We start from the raw sequence: 18,317 nt of genomic DNA, 5'->3' as shown, positions 1-18,317 counted from the left end.
TCAGCGGGCGTCGGTGAGGATTCGCTCGGCCTCGTCGGCGTAGCGGGCGAGGCCGTCGAGCTGGAGGTCGGTGAAGGCGCCGGCGTCGTCGCGGAGCAGCGCCAGGGTGCCCACCGGGACGCCGTCGACAGACAGCGGACGAGCGGCGTAGGCGCGGTAGCAGTCCTGCTCGACGTGTGCGAGGCGCTCGTCGGTGCCGACGTCCTCGATGACGGTCTCTCCCGGCTCCTCGATGGCGTACGTGCAGGGCGAGTCGCCGCGGCGGAGCATCCGACGCCCGGCGTCGTCCCCTCCGGCTGCGAGCCAGACGGTGTGGTCGTCGACGACAGAGACGACGGCGGTGTGCACGCCGGTCTCGGACTCTGTCTCCGTGGTGAGTCCCTCCAGGTCCGCCCGGGCCGCCGCGAAGTCGGTCGCCTCGACGGTCTCGAGGCGCCGGTCTTCGTCGTCAGAGACGGGGTACGGCCGGTGGTACCGGCCGCGGACCGCGTCGGCGACGGCGTCGGCGACGGCCGACGGCGTCTGGCCGGTCGGGTGGAACTCACAGACCGGGAGGGTGCTGCCCTCGGGGATGGCCCAGAGGTTCCCGTGGAGGAAGCAGGCGACGTCGGGCCAGCGGTCCCTGGCCGCCCGGAGGACGGCGCTGCCGTCGCCGTCGGGGAGTGCGGGCGCGGCGACGACCGCGTCCGCCTGCTCGCCCTCCTCGGCGAGCGACTCGATGGTCTCGAGGGCGGCCGCCTGCGTGTTCGCCGTCCGGAGCCACACGGACCGGACGTCGTCCGGTCGGTGGTTGGGAGCGGCGACCCAGAGGACGCGAGCGGGAGGCATTGGTGTCGACGGACACCGTCAGACGATAAAAAGGGGCCCCGTGTTTCAGCCGGTGAACCCCCAGTAATCCGAGTCGACTTGTCTCCCAGGACCGCGCTCCCGGAAGTCGGTCGCTCGACCGCCTACAGCACGCCCATGTCGCCGAGCCGCTCGGGGAGGTAGGTATCCGTGACGAAGTCCAGGCCGCGGGAGGCCAGTGCCTGCTGTTCGGCCTTCTTCTCGATGTCGAGCTGGAGTTCGATCTGCTCGGTCCAGTAGTCGTCCTGGAACCGCGGGTCGTCGAGCTCGCTCTCGAGGGCGTTGACGTCGGAGTCCGAGAGCGGGTCGGTCGGCAGGTCGTACTCGACGATGTCCTCGGGCTGGATGCCGACGAACTCCGCCGGCGGCGTCGCGAGGTACTCCGAGAGGTGCGCGGACTTGATGGAGCCGTACGAGACCGACGCGTAGATCCGGTACGACCACGGGTCGCCGTCGGTGAAGACCACGACCGGGAGGTCGAGTTCGTCGTGGAGCCGCCGGGTGATGCGCCGGGTGGCGCGGGCCGGCTGGCCCTTCAGGTGGACGATGATGACGTTGTACTCCTCGTCGAAGCCGTTCTCGACGAGGCGGTCACGCATCCCGCCGGTCTCCACGCAGAGGACGAAGTCGGCGTCGTTCTCGAGGAACTCGATGGTGTCGGGGTTGTTCGGGATCTGATAGCCGCCCTCGCCGACGTCCTTCTGGCAGTGGATCTCCCGCTCGCCGCGGCGGGTCTGCTCGCGGAGGTACAGCGGCCCCATGATGGTCGCGCCGGACTCCTCGGGCCGCATGTGGAAGTCCTCGCGGGTGACCTCGCTGACGATTTCGAGGTCCTCGACGAGCTGGTTGGACTCGTCCTGGCTGTTGAACTGCGCGCGCTCCTCCTCCCAGGACTCCGAGAGGTAGTAGAGTTCACGCAGGGTCGACGAGCGGTCCTCGTCGAGCTGGTCGGCGAGGAACTCGATGGTGTAGACGGCCTTCAGCAGCTTCTGGGCGCCGCGGACGCTGTTGGCCGAGCGGGTGGAGTGGCGATCGCCGTACACCCACACGTTCTCGTCCTCGTCGAAGACGATGTTGCTCTTCGTCCGGGTGGGGATCTCCATCTGCGGGACGCTCCCCCCGGCGAACTGGTCGTAGAACTCCGCCGCGAGGTCGATGAGTCGCTCGCGGGCGAGTTCGTCCTTGACTTCCGGGTCTGATTCTGTGCTCATGTCAGGCGTTGACTGTCAGTTTCTCGGCTTCGATACCCTCGACGGAGACGTCGAAGTCGGCGTCGCCGTCGATCTCGTAGGCGAGGGTGGCCTTCTCGCCGCCCTCGACGGTCGGCGACCACTTCAGGAACCACTCGCCGTCCATCTCGACGACGGTGGCGTCCTCGTGGTCGCCCGGGTCGGCGGAGACGATCTCGGTGACGTCCGGGGAGACGTTCGCGTCCCCGAAGTTGTGGATCGTCAGTTCGACGGTCGACCCTTCCACGCTGCGCTCGACCAGCACGTTGTTCATGATGCGGGCCAGCGAGTCGTCGATGTCGAGCGGCTCGCGGCCGGTGACCTCCGAGAGCTTCTCGGCCATCTGCGGGAGGATCTCGGCGATGACGTTCTGCTTGCGGCGGCGCTTCTCGAGGGAGCGCCGCTTGTTCAGGTAGGACTTCAGCTCTCGGGCCGCCTCCCGGAGGGCGAGTTCGATCTCGTCTTCGATCTCCGGGATGTTCGCGACGGCGTCCTTCGACTCGCTGGTGAACGGGACGTTCGTCGACGCGATGTGGATCATCAGGACGGCGGGACCGTTCGGCATCCCGGTGCCGCCGGGCTGGTCGAGGCCGTAGTTCCGCCAGTTGATGTCCTTGACGACGTCGACGGTCGAACAGGCGCCGCGCTGGTAGACCAGCGGGACGCGGTTGGCGAACCGGAGGACCTCCACCTGGCCGTCCTCCTTGAGGTCGCCGCCGTAGGCGACGCCGGCCTCGACGACGAAGGGGTCGCCGCCGTGGACCTCGGCGTCGCGGGTCGAAGCGGCGTAGAAGTCGGCCTCGTACTCCTTCTCGAGGCCGGCGTGGACGAGCTCCTCGGAGATGGGGGCCAGACACCCGGTCGGCGGCGCGAGGATGTCCGTCTCGCGCATCGCCTCGAGGAGCCGGGCGGCCGCGTCGCGGTCGTCGGCGACGGCGCTGACCTTCGGCACGTCGTCGGGGACGGAGACGGCCCGCGACCAGACGGCGTCGGTGACCTTCTCGCGGGCGGTGTCGCCGAACGTGGCGTCGTCGTACTCCTCGGTGGCGTCGGCCGCGCGGTCGACGTAGTCGCGGAGCTTCTCGCGGGTGACCCGGTTGCGCCAGTCGTCCTGGCTCTCGAACTTGTCCGAGAGGCGGCTCGCCAGCCCCTCGACGACGGCGTCGTCCTTCCGGCTCGTGGTGGCCTCGTCGACCAGTTCGTAGCAGTCGGCGGTCCGCTCGTCGATGACCGCCTCCCAGGCGGCGTCGACGGCGTTCTCCCGGACGGTCGTCCCGAGCGTCTCGTCGAAGTCGTCCTCGACGCCGTCGGCGACGTTGCCGACGATCTCGTCGACCTCGGAGTAGGCGACCCGCGTGCGCCCCTCGACGACGTCGGCGACGCGCTCGGCGAAAGCCTTCGTCGCGTCGGCGCTCTTGTTCGCGACGGCGCCCCGGACCGCCGCGGCCACGTCCGCCTCCTCGTGGGACTGCGGGGGCTTCCAGGCGACCTCGCGGCCGAAGTGGCGGTCCCGGAGGTTCTCGATGACGCTCCCGGCCGTCTTGCTGCCGACGCGGGTGAACTCCTCCTGGAGGAAGCCGGAGACGGAGTAGGAGTCGGTCGCGTCCAGCATCTTCAGCAGCGTCCCGAGTTCGACGCCGTGGGGATGCGGGCGGATCTCCTCGGTCTCCGGCGGGAGCTCGTCGGTCGCTCGCTCGAACTTCTTGGACTCCTTCGGCTCGTGGAACTCGATGCGCGCGTGGGGGTTGACGACAGCCGTGTACTTGATGTAGTCGTGGAGCTGCTGGCGGGCGCGCATGTTCGCCTCCATCTCCAGTTCGATGCGGGTGCCGTGGGAGGGCCCCCACGTGGTGTCCTCGGCGACCTCGATCTCCGGCTCGTTGGTGTCGGTGTCGATGGTCAGCTCGAAGTACCGGGCGCCGCCGCTCTCGGTCTTCGAGGTGATCTTGGCGGGCTTACCGGAGGTGAGCTGCGAGTAGAGGACGGCGGCGGAGATACCGATACCCTGCTGGCCGCGGGACTGCTCGCGGGCGTGGAAGCGCGACCCGTAGAGGAGCTTCCCGAAGACCTTCGGGACCTGCTCCTTCGTGATGCCGGGGCCGTTGTCCTCGACGACGAGCCGGTAGTAGCTGCCGGCCTCCTCGATCTCGACGTAGATGTCCGGCAGGATGCCGGCCTCCTCGGTGGCGTCGAGGGCGTTGTCGACGGCCTCCTTGACGGCGGTGACCAGCGCCTTGGCCCCGCTGTCGAAGCCGAGCATCTGCTTGTTCTTCTCGAAGAACTCGGCGATAGAGATGGAGCGCTGGCTGGCGGCGAGCTCCTCCGCGATGGGCTCGCTGCCGCCGCCCTCCGCGAGTTGCGACTGATACGAGGTCATTCACTCTGAGGTAATCCCCCGGGGACGTAAAACCTCGTCGGCAGCAGGGTGAAAGTGAAAGACGCAGACGGCGCAGCGCCGATGACGCGCGTCTGACGCGGCCGATCGGGGGTGTTCGACGGTCGGACCCCGGCGGTCAGACCGCCACCACCGCGTCGACGACGACCAGCAGCACGAACCCGACGAGGAAGGCGGCGGTCGCGGCGTCGGCGTAGCCGTGACCGTGGCTCGACGGAATCATCTCTCGGAAGACGACGCCGAGCATGGCGCCGGCCGCGAACCCCGCGGCGACGGGGAAGACCCCCTCCGCGACCGCGACGAGCCCGTACCCGACGGTCGAGGCGAGGACCTGGGGGACGGCGCCCGACAGCGTCGTGTAGGCGACGACCTTCCGCGTGGAGACGCCCGCCTGGTGGACCGGGACGGCGAAGGCGAAGCCATCCGGGACGTTCTGGAGGCCGATGACGATGGCGAGGACGTAGGCCACCTCCTCCAGGCCCGAGGCGAAGGCGATGCCCATCGCCAGCCCCTCCGGCGCGTTGTGCAGCGTGATGGCGCCGCCGACGAGGACCGCCCGCCGGAGCCGGTCGTCGATGGGCCGGTGGTCGTCCTCGTCGTCGGCGCCGCCGTGGCCCTTCCAGCGGGCGTACTCGACGTGCAGGTGCGGGATGAGGCGGTTGCCGACCAGGAGGCCGAACCCGCCGACGAAGACGCCGGCCGACACCTGCCAGATGGTCCCCTGGTCCAGACCGGGGATGATGAGCCCGAACACCGACGCCGCGACCATGATACCGGCCGCCAGGCCGAGCGCAGCGTCGTAGACGCGGTGGCTGACGCGGGTCCCGAGGAGCGTCGGGACCGCCCCGAGGCCCGTCGCCAGTCCGGCCACGGACGTCACCAGCAGCATGGTCGCGAACGGGTCCAGCTCCATCGTCCCGGAGACCACACACGGGGAGGTAAAAGGCCATCCGGTGCGGGCGGTCCGGCTCGGCTGCCGACGGCTGACCGAACCCTTTTGGCCGCGCCGGGTGGCGTACCCGCATGGCCGTCGGATTCCTGGTTCGCGTGGTCGAGTTGACGCTGCGGGAACTGATCCAGGGGGTCGAGGCGGCGATCCCCCGGGCCGTCGCCGGCCTCGTCTTCGCCGCCATCGCTTACGTCGCCATCAGGGTCGTCCTGGCCGTCCTGCGCCGGCTGCTCGACCGGATGTACGAGGAGCGGCAGGCGCTCGTCGTCCAGCTGCTGGTCACCATCGCCGGGCTCTTCCTCTGGTTCGGCGCGGCGCTGGGCTTCCTGAAGGTCGTCGGCATGGGTCAGATCGCCGCCAGCCTCGGCACCGCGACCGGCTTCATCGCGCTGGGGGTCTCATACGCCCTCTCGGAGATGATCGAAGACACCGTCGCCGGCGTGTACCTCCTCCGGGACCCCGACTTCGAGATCGGCGACCGCGTCGAGGTCGACGGCGTCGAGGGGCGGATCGCCGCCATCGAGCTCCGGAAGAGCCGGTTCAAGCTCGACGACGGCGACACGACCGTCGTCGCCAACCGGGACGTCGAGTCCCGCTGGACGAAGCGGGGAGAGCCGTAGGAGCCCGACCGCGGCAGGGTACGGCTATCTGTGCGCCGTCTCCCGGTTACAGGGATCCTGCAGGCATCCACGACCACCCCTGGAGGGGCGCGAAACATGGAACACGCGCCCGCGCGTGCGGGGGATTTATAGCCGCCCAGTGGCAAAGGGCGGACAGGTACCCAGATGTCTCAGGATAGCGACTACAGTGCCGGTCAGATACAGGTCCTCGAGGGGCTCGAGGCCGTCCAGAAGCGCCCGGCGATGTACATCGGGTCGACGGACGGACGCGGCCTCCACCACCTCGTCTACGAGGTCGTGGACAACGCCATCGACGAGGCCCTCGCCGGCTACTGTGACACCATCGAGGTCGTCATCAACGACGACGGCTCCGTGACCGTCAGCGACGACGGTCGCGGCATCCCCGTCGACACCCACGAGGAGTACGACCGCCCCGCGGTGGAGGTCATCATGACCGTCCTGCACGCCGGGGGCAAGTTCGACAGCAAGTCCTACCAGGTCTCCGGCGGCCTCCACGGCGTCGGCGTCTCCGTCGTCAACGCCCTCTCGAGGGAACTGGCGGTCGAGGTCAAGCGGGACGGCGCCGTCTGGCGCCACCGCTTCGACCACGGCGAACCGCAGGGCGACATCGAGCGGGTCCGCGACATGGAGCCCGACGAGGAGACCGGCACCGAGGTCACCTTCTGGCCCAACGTCGACATCTTCGAGACCGGCGAGTTCAACTTCTCGACGCTGGAGTCCCGCCTCCGGGAACTGGCCTTCCTCAACCCCGGCGTCGCCATCACCATCCGCGACGACCGCCCGGAGGACCCCCAGGAGTCCACCTTCGAGTACGAGGGCGGCATCCGCGAGTTCGTCCACTACCTCAACGAGACCCGCGACGTCCTCCACGAGGACGTCGTCTACTTCTCCACCGAGGAGAACGACATCCAGGTCGAGGTCGCCATCCAGGCGACCGCCGGCGTCCAGGGCTCCATTCACGCCTTCGCGAACAACATCAACACGCGCGAGGGCGGCACCCACCTCACGGGCTTCAAGACCGCGCTGACGCGCGTCGTCAACGACTACGCCGCCGACAACGGCATGCTGTCGGACCTCGACGGCAACCTCAAGGGCGAGGACATCCGCGAGGGGCTGACAGCCGTCATCTCGGTGAAGCACCCCGACCCGCAGTTCGAGGGCCAGACGAAGACCAAGCTCGGCAACAGCGAGGTCCGCGGCATCGTCGAGGGCGCCATGCACGAAGAGCTCTCGACGTACCTCGAGGAGCACCCCGACGACGCCGAGGCCATCATCTCGAAGGCCGTCGAGGCCGCCAAGGCCCGGATGGCCGCCCAGAAGGCCGAGGAGCTCACCCGCCGGAAGTCCGCCCTCGAGTCGACCAGCCTCCCGGGGAAACTCGCCGACTGCCAGACACGCGACCCCGACGAGGCGGAGCTGTTCGTCGTGGAGGGCGACTCCGCCGGCGGTTCGGCCAAGCAGGGCCGCAACCCCGACTTCCAGGCCATCCTCCCGCTGAAGGGGAAGATCCTCAACGTCGAGAAACACCGGCTCGACCGCATCCTGGAGAACAACGAGATCCGGAACCTCATCACCGCCATCGGCACCGGCATCGGCGACGAGTTCGACATGGACGAGGCCCGCTACAAGAAGATCATCGTGATGACGGACGCCGACGTCGACGGCGCCCACATCCGGACGCTGCTGTTGACGTTCCTCTACCGGCACATGACGCCGCTCATCGAGGCGGGCTACGTCTACGCCGCCCAGCCGCCGCTGTACCGCATCCGCAAGGGCGGCCAGACCTACGACGCGATGACGGAGGCCGAACGCGAGCGGATCATCGAGGAGAAGTGCGACGGCAATCCGAGCCAGGTCCAGCGGTTCAAGGGCCTCGGCGAGATGAACCCCGAGCAGCTGTGGGAGACGACGATGCACCCCGAGAACCGCATCCTCAAGCAGATCACGATCGAGGACGCCGCGGCGGCCGACCGCATGTTCTCCGTGCTCATGGGCGACGCCGTCGAGCCCAGAAAGCAGTTCATCAAGGAGCACGCCGAGGACGCCGAGTGGGTCGACATCTGACGGACGCCGAGACACGAGTTCATCTATGAGTTCAGATCTACCCGACACGCCGGACGTCCCGGCAGAGGAGGTAACGCCCGTCCGTATCGAGGACGAGATGGAGCAGTCGTACATCGACTACGCGATGAGCGTCATCGTCGGGCGCGCGCTGCCCGATGCCCGCGACGGCATGAAGCCGGTCCAGCGGCGCATCCTCTACGCGATGCACGAGATGGGGATCACGTCGAACACCGGCCACCGGAAGTCCTCGTCGATCGTCGGCGAGACGATGGGTAACTACCACCCCCACGGGGACAGCGCGATCTACGACGCCCTCGCGCGGATGGCCCAGGACTTCTCGCTGCGCTACCCGCTCGTGGACGGCCAGGGGAACTTCGGCTCCGTCGACGGCGACCCGCCGGCGGCGATGCGGTACACGGAGGCCCGGATGGCGCCGCTGGCCGAGGAGCTGCTGGCCGACATCGAGAAGGACACCGTCGACTTCGAGCCGAACTACGACGACCGGCTCACCGAGCCCGCGGTGCTGCCGTCGAAGGTGCCGAACCTCCTCGTGAACGGCGCCTCCGGCATCGCCGTCGGGATGTCGACGAACATCCCGCCGCACAACCTCGGAGAGGTCGTCGACGCCGCGATCCACCTCATCGACGACCCGGACTGCTCGGTGCGCGACCTCATCGACACGCCGGAGACGGACGGCTACATCAAGGGGCCGGACTTCCCGACGGCCGCCAACATCGTCAACCGCGAGGGACTGTGGGACGCCTACACCGAGGGCCGCGGCCGCCTCCGCGTGCGGGCCGACATGGACGTCGAGTACGCCGACACGGGCGGCGACCGGATCATCGTCAACGAGCTGCCCTACCAGGAGAACAAGGCCCGGCGCATCGAGCGTATCGCCGAGGACGTCCAGGACGGCAAGATCGAGGGCATCTCGGACATCCGCGACGAGTCCGACCGCGACGGCGTCCGGATCGTCATCGACTGCAAGCGCGGCGCGAACGTCGACGTCGTGAAGAACCAGCTGCTCGAGCGACACCTCGAGAACACCTTCTCGGTCATCTCGCTGGCGCTGGTCGACGGCCAGCCGCGCGTGCTGAACCTGAAGGAACTGCTCGAGCAGTTCGTCGACCACCGCCGGGAGGTCGTCCGCCGCCGGACCCAGCACGAACTCGACGAGGCCCAGGACCGCGTCCACATCCTCGAGGGGCGGCTCGTCGCCCTCGACAACGTCGACGAGATGGTCGAACTCATCCGGAACAGCGCGGACCGCACGGAGGCCATCGAGGGGCTCCGCACGGAGTTCGACCTCTCGAAGGACCAGGCCGAGCACATCGTCCGGATGCAGCTGGGCTCGCTGACGTCGATGGAGGCCGAGGAGGTCATCGAGGAGTACGAGGACGTCGAGGCCGAGATCGAGCGGCTTGTGACCATCCTCGAGGACGAGTCCGTGCTGCTGGAGGTCATCAAGGACGAGCTCCGCGAGATCAAGGAGGAGTACGCCGACGAGCGCCGGACGCACGTCATCGAGGACGCCGGCTCCGTCACCCGCGAGGACCTCATCGCCGAAGAGGAAACGGTCGTCGTCGTCACCGAGGACGACTACGTCAAGCGGATGACCCTCTCGGACTTCGACCCCCAGCACCGCGGCGGGAAGGGCATCATCGGGACGCGCCCCAAGGAGGGCGACCGCGTCTCGACGGTGTTCACCGCCTCGACGCACGACTACCTCCTCTGCTTCACCGACCAGGGGCAGGTCTACCGGCTGAAGGTCTTCGAGTTGCCGGAGATGGGGCGGACGGCCCGAGGCACCTCCGCCGTCAACATCGTCGACCTCGACGACGGCGAGGAGATCACCGCCGTCGTCAACACCGACGACATCGACTCGGGCTACCTGGCGATGGCGACCCGCGGCGGCTACGTCAAGCGGACGGCAGTCTCCGAGTTCGAGAACGTCCACTCCGGCGGCATCCGCGCGGTCCGACTGGAGGACGACGACGCCCTCGTCGACGTGGAGGTCACCTCCGGCGACGGCGACCTGCTCGTCGGCACCCGCCAGGGGATGACGATCCGGTTCGCCGAGGCGGACGCCCGCCCGATGGGCCGGTCGGCCCGCGGCGTCAACGGCATCGAACTCGAGGGCGACGACCGGGTCGCCGGCCTCGTGGCCGCCGAGAGCGACGACGACCGCGACCTGCTGACGGTCACGCGGAACGGCTACGGCAAGCGGACGCCGCTCTCGGAGTACCGCCAGCAGTCCCGCTACGGGAAGGGCCTCATCGACATCAAGACCGACGAGCGCAACGGCGAGGTCTGTGCGATAAACGCCGTCTCCGAGGGCGACGGTCTCGTCATCATGAGCGAGGCCGGCCAGATCATGCGCAGCCACGTCGACGAGGTCTCGACGGTCGGCCGCAACACCAAGGGCGTCGTCGTGATGAAGCTGGACGACGACGACTACGTCGCCGGCGTTGACGTCGTCGACAACTCCGACGAGGAGGACCAGGTCACGGACGCCGAGGGTGCCGAGGGAGAAGCCGAATCCGACGGGAGCGAATCCGACGAGACCGCGGCGTAATCCTCAGAGCTGGTCGCCGGGAATCCACTCGTTGGGCCAGTCTTCTTCGTCGTCCGCCTCGCTCGCGAGCCGAGCCTCCGGTCCCGACGGATCGTCCCCGCCGTCGCCCGTCTTCACGGAACGGTCGGTCCCGACCGTCCGACGGTTCACGGCGCCGCCCGGCCCGACCGTCGATCGCCGGCCGGTGCGGACCCGCGAGAGCGGGTTCGCCTCGTCGAGCGCCCCGACCACCGAGACGCTGTCCATGCGAGCCACGACGATGGCCGTCGTGAGCACCATGGCGACGGAGAGGCCGACCAGGGCGACGCTGACGCTCCGGGGGAGGCCGAACCGGGCCGCCAGCGGTCCCCCGACGAGGTAGTCCAGGACGACGTACACCGGGAAGTAGACGGCCGCGAAGAGCCACGGCAGCCACCCGCGGACCGCGCGGTACTCCTCCCTGATCGTCGTCGTTCGTTCACTCATTGTCCGGTGACGTCTGGTCCCGCTCAAGGCGACGTTCGGTCGACACGGTCGACCGTGTCCACACACCTCCGGTACTTGTTTATGACGGCGCTAAACACCGTTTCAGGCGGTTTAGTAGCCGACAAACGGTCGGTAGCAACTGGATATCGGGTCACTCCCGGCCGGTCCCGAACAGTTTTGGCCATCTGTGTCCGTATCCGAACCATGGCCGACACCGGAGACCACGAGTTCGGAGAGTTCGGCGGCCGGTACGTCCCGGAACCGCTGCAGGAGCCGCTCGACCAGCTGGCGGGCGCCTTCGAGGAGATCGTCCCGACCGAGGAGTTCCAGTCGGAACTGCGCCGCCTCAGCGAGGAGTACGCCGGCCGGCCGACGCCGCTGTTCCACGCCGAGAACCTCAGCGACGCCTACGGCGCGGACATCTACCTCAAGCGCGAGGACCTCCTCCACGGCGGCGCCCACAAGATCAACAACACGCTGGGGCAGGCGCTGCTCGCCAAGGAGGCCGGCAAGGAGCGGCTCATCGCCGAGACGGGCGCGGGCCAGCACGGCACCGCGACGGCGATGGTCGGCGCGCTCCTCGGCCTCGACACGGAGATCTACATGGGCGAGAAGGACGTCCGCCGCCAGCAGATGAACGTCTTCCGCATGCGGTTGATGGGCGCGGAGGTCAACGAGGTCACTCGGGGTGACAAGGGGCTGGCCGACGCCGTCGACGCCGCCCTCGAGGACTTCGCCGGGAACGTCGAGGACACCCACTACCTGGTCGGCAGCGTCGTCGGCCCGGACCCGTTCCCGCGGATGGTCCGGGAGTTCCAGTCCGTCATCGGCGAGGAGGCCCGCGAACAGATCCAGGAGCGGATCGGCGGTCTGCCGGACGCCTGCGTCGCCTGCGTGGGCGGCGGTTCGAACGCCATCGGCCTCTTCGACGCCTTCCGCGACGACGACGTCGCCTTCTACGGCGGCGAGGGGGGCGGCGAGGGCGCCGACTCGAAGCGACACGCCGCGCCGCTTGCCGCCGGCGACGAGGACGTCATCCACGGGATGCGAACCCGCGTCATCGGCGACGACGTCGACGTCCACAGCGTGAGCGCGGGACTGGACTACCCGGGCGTCGGCCCCGAGCACGCTATGTTCCGGGCGGTCGGTCGCTGCGAGTACCGCGGCATCACCGACGACGAGGCGATGACCGCGTTCCGCGACCTCTCGGAACTCGAGGGCATCATCCCGGCCCTGGAGTCGGCCCACGCCGTCGCGCTCGCCGGCCAGCTGGCCGACGAGGGCGACCACGACACCATCGTCGTCAACCTCTCCGGCCGCGGCGACAAGGACATGCAGCAGGTCGCCGAGATGCTAGACCTCGGGTAAGCCCGCCGCGTCCCTTCTGCAGCCGTTCAGATGTAGCCGAAGGCGGGCAGCGCGAGCGCCGCGATCCAGCCGATCAGGCCGATGACCAGCGGCAACCGGTCGTCGTCCTCCGCGAGGAACGTGCTCCCGACCGCGATGAGGCCGATCGAACTGAGCACGGCGACCCGGTGGAGGACGACCGGCATCGGGACGACCGAGACGCCCATGACGGCGAAGTCGACGATGAAGGCGGTCCCGAGCGCCCCGACCGCGTGGGTGAACGCCCAGACGCGGTTCGTCCCCCGCCCGAAGTGGTAGGCGAGCCCGGGGAGCCCGACGACGAGCGCGACGTACAGCGGCGCCGCGATGATCTTCGGGTTGACCCAGGGGAGTGCGGTCTCCAGCCCGATTCCGGCCGCCCGGACTCCGAGGTAGAGGGCGAACAGCGTGGCCCCGAGCGTCACCTCCCGGCGGTGCCGTCTGACGAGCTGCTCGGCGGTCCGGAACGCCCGTTCGGAGCGACCCGAGAGCGCAAGCCCGAGCCCGGCGAACAGGAACGCCCACAGGCGGATGACGGTCACCCAGCCCTCGCTGTCGGCCGACCCGTTCTCGTAGGGCTTCCGGGAGACCTCCTCGACGAACGGCGCGTCCATGAAGTCCTGCTCGACGTCCCGCTGGGCGTCGGAGATGCCGGTGACGGTGTGGCGGAGCCGGAACCAGTCCCAGTGCTCGGTGTGGGCCTGCATCGCCGTCCACTCGCCCTTCGGGTCCTCGTAGGCCCGGACGTGCATCCGCTGGCCGAGGTAGGTCCCGGAGTGCAGCTGGTAGGACTCGTCGACCCACCGGCGCTGGCCCTCGACGATCACCTGCGTGTACCGGACCGCCCCGCGGGCCCGACCCCAGTCTATCGACTCGCCGAGCTGTTCTCGGTCCGGATTCGAGCGGTTCTGGGTCTCCTCGCTGCCGGTCTCGGGGTCGTCCGGGTCCCGCCACTCGAGTTCCGAGCGCTCGACCATCGCCTGGTGGACGTTCTCGGTGTCGCCGACGATGACGACGTTGATGCCGAGCGTCCGCTGGCTGTACGAGGTCCCGCGAGAGGTGTACGGCCACAGCTCCGAGCCGTTCTCCTCGGGCTGGACGATGTTGGGTTCGCTGGGGCCGCCACCCCCGACTCCCCACAGCGGCCATTCCGAGAGGACGACCGCGCCGGTCAGCGCCGCGACCAGCAGCACCGCGGCTGCGGTCCAGGCGGCCTTCGGCCCCGGCTCGTACTCGACGTCGGTCACTACACGGGATATGTTACAAGAGCTGAAATATATATTGGCAAACAGCATGGTCCACGGCGGACCGTTTGTCGACCGAGCCCTACCGAGCGGGGCGCCGTGCTACGTCAGAGGATGCGCTTGCCGAGACAGCTCGAGACGAGTTCCACCGCGAGGTCGGCGGTCCGGTTGTGGGAGTCGAGGATGGGGTTGACCTCGACGACCTCCATCGACCCGAGGGCGCCCGTCTCCGCGACGAGTTCCATGGCCGCGTGGGCCTCACGGTAGCTGACGCCGCCGCGGACCGGCGTCCCGACGCCCGGCGCCTCGTCGGGGTCGAGGAAGTCCATGTCGAGGCTGACGTGCAGCGTGTCGACCCCATCGAGGGCGGCCTCGATGGCCTCCTCGACGACCGGGACGAGCCCCCTCGTGTCGACGTCGCTCATCGTGTACGCCGTCACGTCGCTGTTCCGGAGTGCCGTCCGCTCCTCGCCGTCGATGGACCGCAGCCCGACCATGGCGACGTTCTCCTCGTCGACGTCCGCCGTCGCCCAGCTCATGTCCCCGAAGACCCCGCGGCCGAGGAACGCCGCGACGGGCATCCCGTGGACGTTGCCGCTCGGCGACGTCGCCGGCGTGTTGAAGTCGCCGTGGGCGTCCAGCCACAGCACCCCGACGTCGTCGGCGGCGCTGGCGCCGTTGACGCTCCCGATGGCGATGGAGTGGTCCCCGCCCAGCACGAGCGGGACCGCGCCGTCCTCGATGGCGTCCGCGACCGCGCTCTCGACGCGGCGGCAGACCCACCGGGTCTCCCGGAGGTACTTCGCGCTGCCCTCGGCCGGCCGCTCGACGTTCGGGTCGCGGCCCTCCGGCCGGGGGACCGGCAGGTCGCCGGCGTCGTCGTAGGACACGCCGACCGAGCGGACCGCGTCGGAGAGGCCCGCGTACCGCAGCGCGGAGGGACCCATGTCGACGCCCCGCCGGTCCGCGCCGAGGTCCATCGGCGCGCCGATCGCTCGCAGTTCCATGCCCCCGCTTTTCGTGCCGCCCCCTTAATGCAATCGTTGCCGCGACCGGTCTCCTCCCCTCCGGAGCCCACCCCGCGCGCGAACGGACGAGACGGCCGCAGACTACGGTCTGTGCCGGCGGAACCGCCGCGACGGGTCACCGTCGGGTTTAAGGACGGAACTACCAAATGATAGTTCATGTCATCGATAGAGCTCACTCCCAGTCAGAAGACGATTCTGCAGGAGCTCATCAACCTCTACCGGGAGTCCGAGAGCGCAGTGAAGGGCGAGGACATCGCCGAGAAGGTCGACCGCAACCCGGGGACCATCCGCAACCAGATGCAGAGCCTCAAGGCCCTGCAGCTGGTCGAGGGCGTACCCGGGCCGAAGGGCGGCTACAAACCGACCGCGACGGCGTACGACGCACTGAAGATCCAGGAGATGGACCAGGCCGCCGACGTCCCCTTCCAGCACAACGGCGACCTGATCGAGGGCGCCAACGTCCAGGAGATCGACCTCACGAGCGTCCACCACCCGGAGCTGTGCCGGGCCGAGATCAAGCTCCAGGGCTCCATCGCCGACTTCAGCGAGGGCGACGACATCAGCGTCGGCCCGACGCCGCTCTCGAAGCTCCTCATCCGGGGGGCCCTCGAGGGGAAGGACGACACCACCAACAGCCTCATCCTCACCATCGACGAGATGCGGGCGCCGGCCGGCGACGAAGACCCGCTCCACTGACCGCCGAGATCGCCGGATTGCGGCCGATTCGGCAAGTTTCGCCGCCCGGACAGTTCCAACAGCTTTGTATCGCAGGCCGTGCCAGCTTTTTGTATGACGGACGACGTCGTCGTGCTCGGGTCGGGTTACGCCGGCACGGGCGCGGTCAAGAAACTCGAATCGGAACTCGACGGCGAGGCAGACGTCACCTGGGTCTCTGACGTCGACCACCACCTCGTCCTCCACGAGTCCCACCGCTGCATCCGCGACCCCGACGTCAAGGAGAAGATCACCTTCGACGTCAACGAGATCAAGTCCCCCGCCACGCGCTTCGTCGAGGGCCGCGTCGAGTCCATCGACACCGACGACCGCCGCGTCACGCTGGCCGACGACTCCACCATCGAGTACGACTACCTCCTCGTCGGCTTCGGCTCCCGGACCGCCTTCTTCGGCATCGACGGCCTGGAGGAGCACTCCCTCACCCTCAAGACCCTCGAGGACGCCCTCGAGATCCACGACGAGGTCGGCCGGGCCGCCCGCGAGGCCTCCCGCAGCGACCCCGCGCAGGTCGTCGTCGGCGGCGCCGGCCTCTCCGGCATCCAGTCGGCCGGCGAGATCGCCGAGTTCCGCGACAACCACCGCGCCCCCATCGAGATCCACCTGGTCGAGGGCCTCGACAACGTCTTCCCGAACAACGACCCCGTCGTCCAGGCGAAGCTCCGGAAGCTCCTCGAGGAGAAGGACGTCGAGATCCACACCGGTGAGTTCATCGGCGAGGTCGACGAGGAGACCGTCTACGTCGGCGACGAGAAGGAACTCGACTACGACGTCCTGCTGTGGACCGGCGGCATCACCGGCCAGGCGGCCGCCGAGACCGCCGACGTCGACAAGGACGAGCGGAGCAACCGCATCGAGGCCGCCACGGACTTCCAGACCTCCGACGAGCGCGTCTTCGCCATCGGCGACGCCGCCATCGTCGACCAGCCCGGCGACAACCCGGCGCCGCCGACCGCCCAGGCCGCCTGGCAGGCCGCCGACGTCGCCGGCGAGAACATCGCCCGCAGCATCCGCGGCCAGCCCCTCGAGGAGTGGACCTACGACGACAAGGGGACGCTCATCTCCGTCGGCGAGAAGGCCGTCGCGCACAACGTCAAGGGCCTGCCGATCGACACCTTCGGCGGCCCCGCCGCCAAGGCGCTGAAGAAGACCGTCGCGGCCCGCTGGATCCGCCGGGTCAACGGCTTCGCCGACGCCGCGAAAGCGTTCCCGGACATGTAACCCCACTTTTTGCACGCGGAGCGCGGCAGGGCCGCGCTCCGCGGCAAAAACTTGGGGAAAATATGCGCGCCCTCCTCCTGTCGCGCGGCCTCACTGCGTTCGGCCGCGCGGTAGTCGTCGGGCGTCCTCAGAAGTGCGAAGCACTTCTGATGGGCTGCGAAAATCGCCAAGGGCGATTTCCGAACGCTACGGCGACTCGACGCTTCGCGCCTCGTCGCCGCGAACCGCGCTCGCTCAGGAAGACTCGCTCCGCTCGTCTTCCAACGCTCCCGTTCACTCCGCTCACGGGACCTCCGCTCGCGCGGATGCTTCTCTTTATCCTACCAGTCGTCGAGGGACAGGCCTGCGTGCCAGCGGTCGGCGCCGGCCTCCGCCTTCGTCCGGTCCATCTTCGCCAGCAGCGCGGCCGCCATCGAGGCGGTCTCCGCGGCCTTCTCCTCTCCCTCCGTCCGGAACTCGCCGGTGACGCGGTTGGCATAGACGGTGCAGACCGCGCCGGCGCGGAGCCCGTACAGGCCGGCGAGCGTCATGATGGCGCTGGCCTCCATCTCGAAGTTGAGGACGCCCGCCTCCTGGAGCTCCTCGAGGCGTTCCTCGGCGCGGGCACGCTGGAACCCATCCAGGCCCGGGCGGGACTGCCCCGCGTAGAAGGAGTCCGTCGAACAGGTGACGCCAAGGTGGTAATCGTAGCCCAGCCGCTCGGCGGCCGTCACCAGGGCGGTGACGACCTCGTCGTGGGCCGCCGCGGGGTAGTCCTCACGGACGTACTCCTCGCTGGTGCCCTCCTGGCGGACGGCGGCGGTCGTGATGACCAGGTCGCCGACTGCGACCTCCTCCTGGATCGCACCGCAGGACCCGACTCGGATGAACGAGTCGGCGCCGACCCGGGCCAGTTCCTCGACGGCGATGGCCGCCGAGGGCGCGCCGATGCCGGTCGAGGTGACCGACACCGGCTCGCCGTCGTAGCTGCCGGCGAGCGTCCGGTACTCGCGGTGGCGGGCGCGCTCCTCGTAGTCGTCCCAGCACTCCGCGATCACTTCCACGCGGTCGGGGTCGCCCGGGAGCAGTACTGGCCCGTCGACGTCGCCCTCCCCGAGTTCGACGTGGTACTGCACCTCGTCGTTCGGGTCCTCGCTGTCGCCCGTCATTCGAGGTGCTCCCGGGTGATGGTGTTCGGCAGCAGTTCCCCGAGGGTATAGCTCTCCGGCTCGTCGTCGCCCTCGCAGACGACGCGGAAGGCCCCGTCGCAGAACTCCGCCAGCGATTGCCGGCACATCCCGCAGGGCGTCACGCCGTCCCGGCGGTTCGAACTGACGGCGACGCGGTCGAACGAGCGGTGGCCCTCCGCGACGGCCTTCGAGAGGGCCAGTTCCTCGGCGTGGATGCTGTTCGAGTAGTTGGCGTTCTCGACGTTACAGCCCGTGTACACCGTCCCGTCGCCGGTCTCCAGGGCGGCGCCGACGCGGTACTCCGAGTACGGCGCGTAGGAGCGCTCGACGGCGTCGCGTGCGACATCGAGGAGCTCGGTGTCGTCCATACCGG

General features: G+C 69.0%; 15 protein-coding genes. 6 read left to right on the top strand and 9 right to left on the bottom strand.

Translation table 11 applies throughout. The features are described from left to right. The 4 genes from HWV07_RS00510 to HWV07_RS00495 all read right to left on the bottom strand — a co-directional run bounded on the left by HWV07_RS00510 (position 1) and on the right by HWV07_RS00495 (position 5,377). Entirely contained in the window at positions 1 to 828 is an 828-nt protein-coding gene (locus HWV07_RS00510; RefSeq protein WP_178332414.1) for a GAF domain-containing protein, read from the bottom strand. 122 nt (positions 829 to 950) lie between these two features. After that, positions 951 to 2,057, bottom strand: a complete 1,107-nt coding sequence (locus tag HWV07_RS00505; RefSeq protein WP_178332413.1) for a DNA topoisomerase IV subunit A — start codon at positions 2,055 to 2,057, stop codon at positions 951 to 953. Between the two features lies 1 nt (position 2,058). Next, positions 2,059 to 4,452, bottom strand: coding sequence for a DNA topoisomerase VI subunit B (locus HWV07_RS00500; protein ID WP_178332412.1), 2,394 nt, complete (start codon positions 4,450 to 4,452; stop codon positions 2,059 to 2,061). Positions 4,453 to 4,588: 136 nt separating this feature from the next. After that, entirely contained in the window at positions 4,589 to 5,377 is a 789-nt protein-coding gene (locus HWV07_RS00495) for a ZIP family metal transporter (RefSeq protein WP_211694269.1), read from the bottom strand. A gap of 116 nt (positions 5,378 to 5,493) precedes the next feature. Here HWV07_RS00495 and HWV07_RS00490 point away from each other — a divergent pair, with 116 nt between their 5' ends. From HWV07_RS00490 to gyrA, 3 genes are all read left to right on the top strand, one after another. After that, positions 5,494 to 6,039 (top strand): mechanosensitive ion channel domain-containing protein, encoded by a 546-nt coding sequence (locus HWV07_RS00490; RefSeq protein ID WP_178332410.1) that lies wholly within the window; start codon positions 5,494 to 5,496, stop codon positions 6,037 to 6,039. Positions 6,040 to 6,204: 165 nt separating this feature from the next. Continuing rightward, a complete protein-coding gene (gene gyrB / locus HWV07_RS00485; RefSeq protein ID WP_178332409.1) occupies positions 6,205 to 8,124 on the top strand; it encodes a DNA topoisomerase (ATP-hydrolyzing) subunit B in 1,920 nt (639 codons plus the stop codon). Positions 8,125 to 8,149: 25 nt separating this feature from the next. Next, on the top strand, positions 8,150 to 10,699 hold the full coding sequence (gene gyrA / locus HWV07_RS00480; RefSeq protein WP_178332408.1) for a DNA gyrase subunit A: 2,550 nt from the start codon (positions 8,150 to 8,152) through the stop codon (positions 10,697 to 10,699). Positions 10,700 to 10,702: 3 nt separating this feature from the next. Here the strand turns inward: gyrA and HWV07_RS00475 are convergent, their stop codons facing one another. Further along, positions 10,703 to 11,164: a hypothetical protein gene (locus HWV07_RS00475; protein WP_178332407.1), complete on the bottom strand. Its 462-nt coding sequence runs from the start codon at positions 11,162 to 11,164 to the stop codon at positions 10,703 to 10,705. A gap of 204 nt (positions 11,165 to 11,368) precedes the next feature. Between HWV07_RS00475 and trpB the strand changes: the two genes are divergently transcribed. Then, positions 11,369 to 12,532, top strand: coding sequence for a tryptophan synthase subunit beta (trpB, locus tag HWV07_RS00470; protein WP_178332406.1), 1,164 nt, complete (start codon positions 11,369 to 11,371; stop codon positions 12,530 to 12,532). A 26-nt stretch (positions 12,533 to 12,558) separates the two neighbouring features. Here trpB and HWV07_RS00465 read toward each other — a convergent pair whose 3' ends face one another. Both HWV07_RS00465 and rocF read right to left on the bottom strand, forming a co-directional pair. Continuing rightward, positions 12,559 to 13,797: a hypothetical protein gene (locus HWV07_RS00465; protein ID WP_178332405.1), complete on the bottom strand. Its 1,239-nt coding sequence runs from the start codon at positions 13,795 to 13,797 to the stop codon at positions 12,559 to 12,561. A gap of 104 nt (positions 13,798 to 13,901) precedes the next feature. Continuing rightward, the gene (gene rocF / locus HWV07_RS00460; protein ID WP_178332404.1) at positions 13,902 to 14,801 is read right to left on the bottom strand and encodes an arginase; all 900 of its coding nucleotides are present in this window, start codon (positions 14,799 to 14,801) and stop codon (positions 13,902 to 13,904) included. A 177-nt stretch (positions 14,802 to 14,978) separates the two neighbouring features. Between rocF and HWV07_RS00455 the strand changes: the two genes are divergently transcribed. Together HWV07_RS00455 and HWV07_RS00450 are read left to right on the top strand one after the other, a co-directional pair. Further along, the gene (locus HWV07_RS00455; protein WP_178332403.1) at positions 14,979 to 15,518 is read left to right on the top strand and encodes an HTH domain-containing protein; all 540 of its coding nucleotides are present in this window, start codon (positions 14,979 to 14,981) and stop codon (positions 15,516 to 15,518) included. 93 nt (positions 15,519 to 15,611) lie between these two features. After that, positions 15,612 to 16,775: an NAD(P)/FAD-dependent oxidoreductase gene (locus HWV07_RS00450; protein ID WP_178332402.1), complete on the top strand. Its 1,164-nt coding sequence runs from the start codon at positions 15,612 to 15,614 to the stop codon at positions 16,773 to 16,775. Positions 16,776 to 17,095: 320 nt separating this feature from the next. Here HWV07_RS00450 and HWV07_RS00445 read toward each other — a convergent pair whose 3' ends face one another. Both HWV07_RS00445 and cdd read right to left on the bottom strand, forming a co-directional pair. Beyond that, positions 17,096 to 17,923, bottom strand: a complete 828-nt coding sequence (locus HWV07_RS00445) for a nucleoside phosphorylase (RefSeq protein ID WP_178332401.1) — start codon at positions 17,921 to 17,923, stop codon at positions 17,096 to 17,098. Then, complete coding sequence (gene cdd / locus HWV07_RS00440) at positions 17,920 to 18,312, bottom strand: cytidine deaminase (RefSeq protein ID WP_178332400.1); 393 nt, start codon at positions 18,310 to 18,312, stop codon at positions 17,920 to 17,922. The genes HWV07_RS00445 and cdd overlap by 4 nt, the downstream gene beginning before the upstream one ends. Between the last annotated feature and the right edge of the window lie 5 nt (positions 18,313 to 18,317).

Origin of the sequence: Natronomonas salina, assembly GCF_013391105.1 — an archaeon.
Classification (GTDB): domain Archaea; phylum Halobacteriota; class Halobacteria; order Halobacteriales; family Haloarculaceae; genus Natronomonas; species Natronomonas salina.
This window is presented reverse-complemented; position numbering and strand designations above follow the sequence as displayed.

Bases quoted from the DNA above. Each gene is read 5' to 3' on its own strand.
- HWV07_RS00510 (WP_178332414.1), bottom strand. From the start codon at position 828: ATGCCTCCCGCTCGCGTCCTCTGGGTCGCCGCTCCCAACCACCGACCG.
- rocF (WP_178332404.1), bottom strand. From the start codon at position 14,801: ATGGAACTGCGAGCGATCGGCGCGCCGATGGACCTCGGCGCGGACCGG.
- trpB (WP_178332406.1), top strand. From the start codon at position 11,369: ATGGCCGACACCGGAGACCACGAGTTCGGAGAGTTCGGCGGCCGGTAC.
- HWV07_RS00475 (WP_178332407.1), bottom strand. From the start codon at position 11,164: ATGAGTGAACGAACGACGACGATCAGGGAGGAGTACCGCGCGGTCCGC.
- HWV07_RS00500 (WP_178332412.1), bottom strand. From the start codon at position 4,452: ATGACCTCGTATCAGTCGCAACTCGCGGAGGGCGGCGGCAGCGAGCCC.
- HWV07_RS00490 (WP_178332410.1), top strand. From the start codon at position 5,494: ATGGCCGTCGGATTCCTGGTTCGCGTGGTCGAGTTGACGCTGCGGGAA.
- HWV07_RS00455 (WP_178332403.1), top strand. From the start codon at position 14,979: ATGTCATCGATAGAGCTCACTCCCAGTCAGAAGACGATTCTGCAGGAG.
- cdd (WP_178332400.1), bottom strand. From the start codon at position 18,312: ATGGACGACACCGAGCTCCTCGATGTCGCACGCGACGCCGTCGAGCGC.
- gyrA (WP_178332408.1), top strand. From the start codon at position 8,150: ATGAGTTCAGATCTACCCGACACGCCGGACGTCCCGGCAGAGGAGGTA.
- gyrB (WP_178332409.1), top strand. From the start codon at position 6,205: ATGTCTCAGGATAGCGACTACAGTGCCGGTCAGATACAGGTCCTCGAG.
- HWV07_RS00450 (WP_178332402.1), top strand. From the start codon at position 15,612: ATGACGGACGACGTCGTCGTGCTCGGGTCGGGTTACGCCGGCACGGGC.
- HWV07_RS00445 (WP_178332401.1), bottom strand. From the start codon at position 17,923: ATGACGGGCGACAGCGAGGACCCGAACGACGAGGTGCAGTACCACGTC.
- HWV07_RS00505 (WP_178332413.1), bottom strand. From the start codon at position 2,057: ATGAGCACAGAATCAGACCCGGAAGTCAAGGACGAACTCGCCCGCGAG.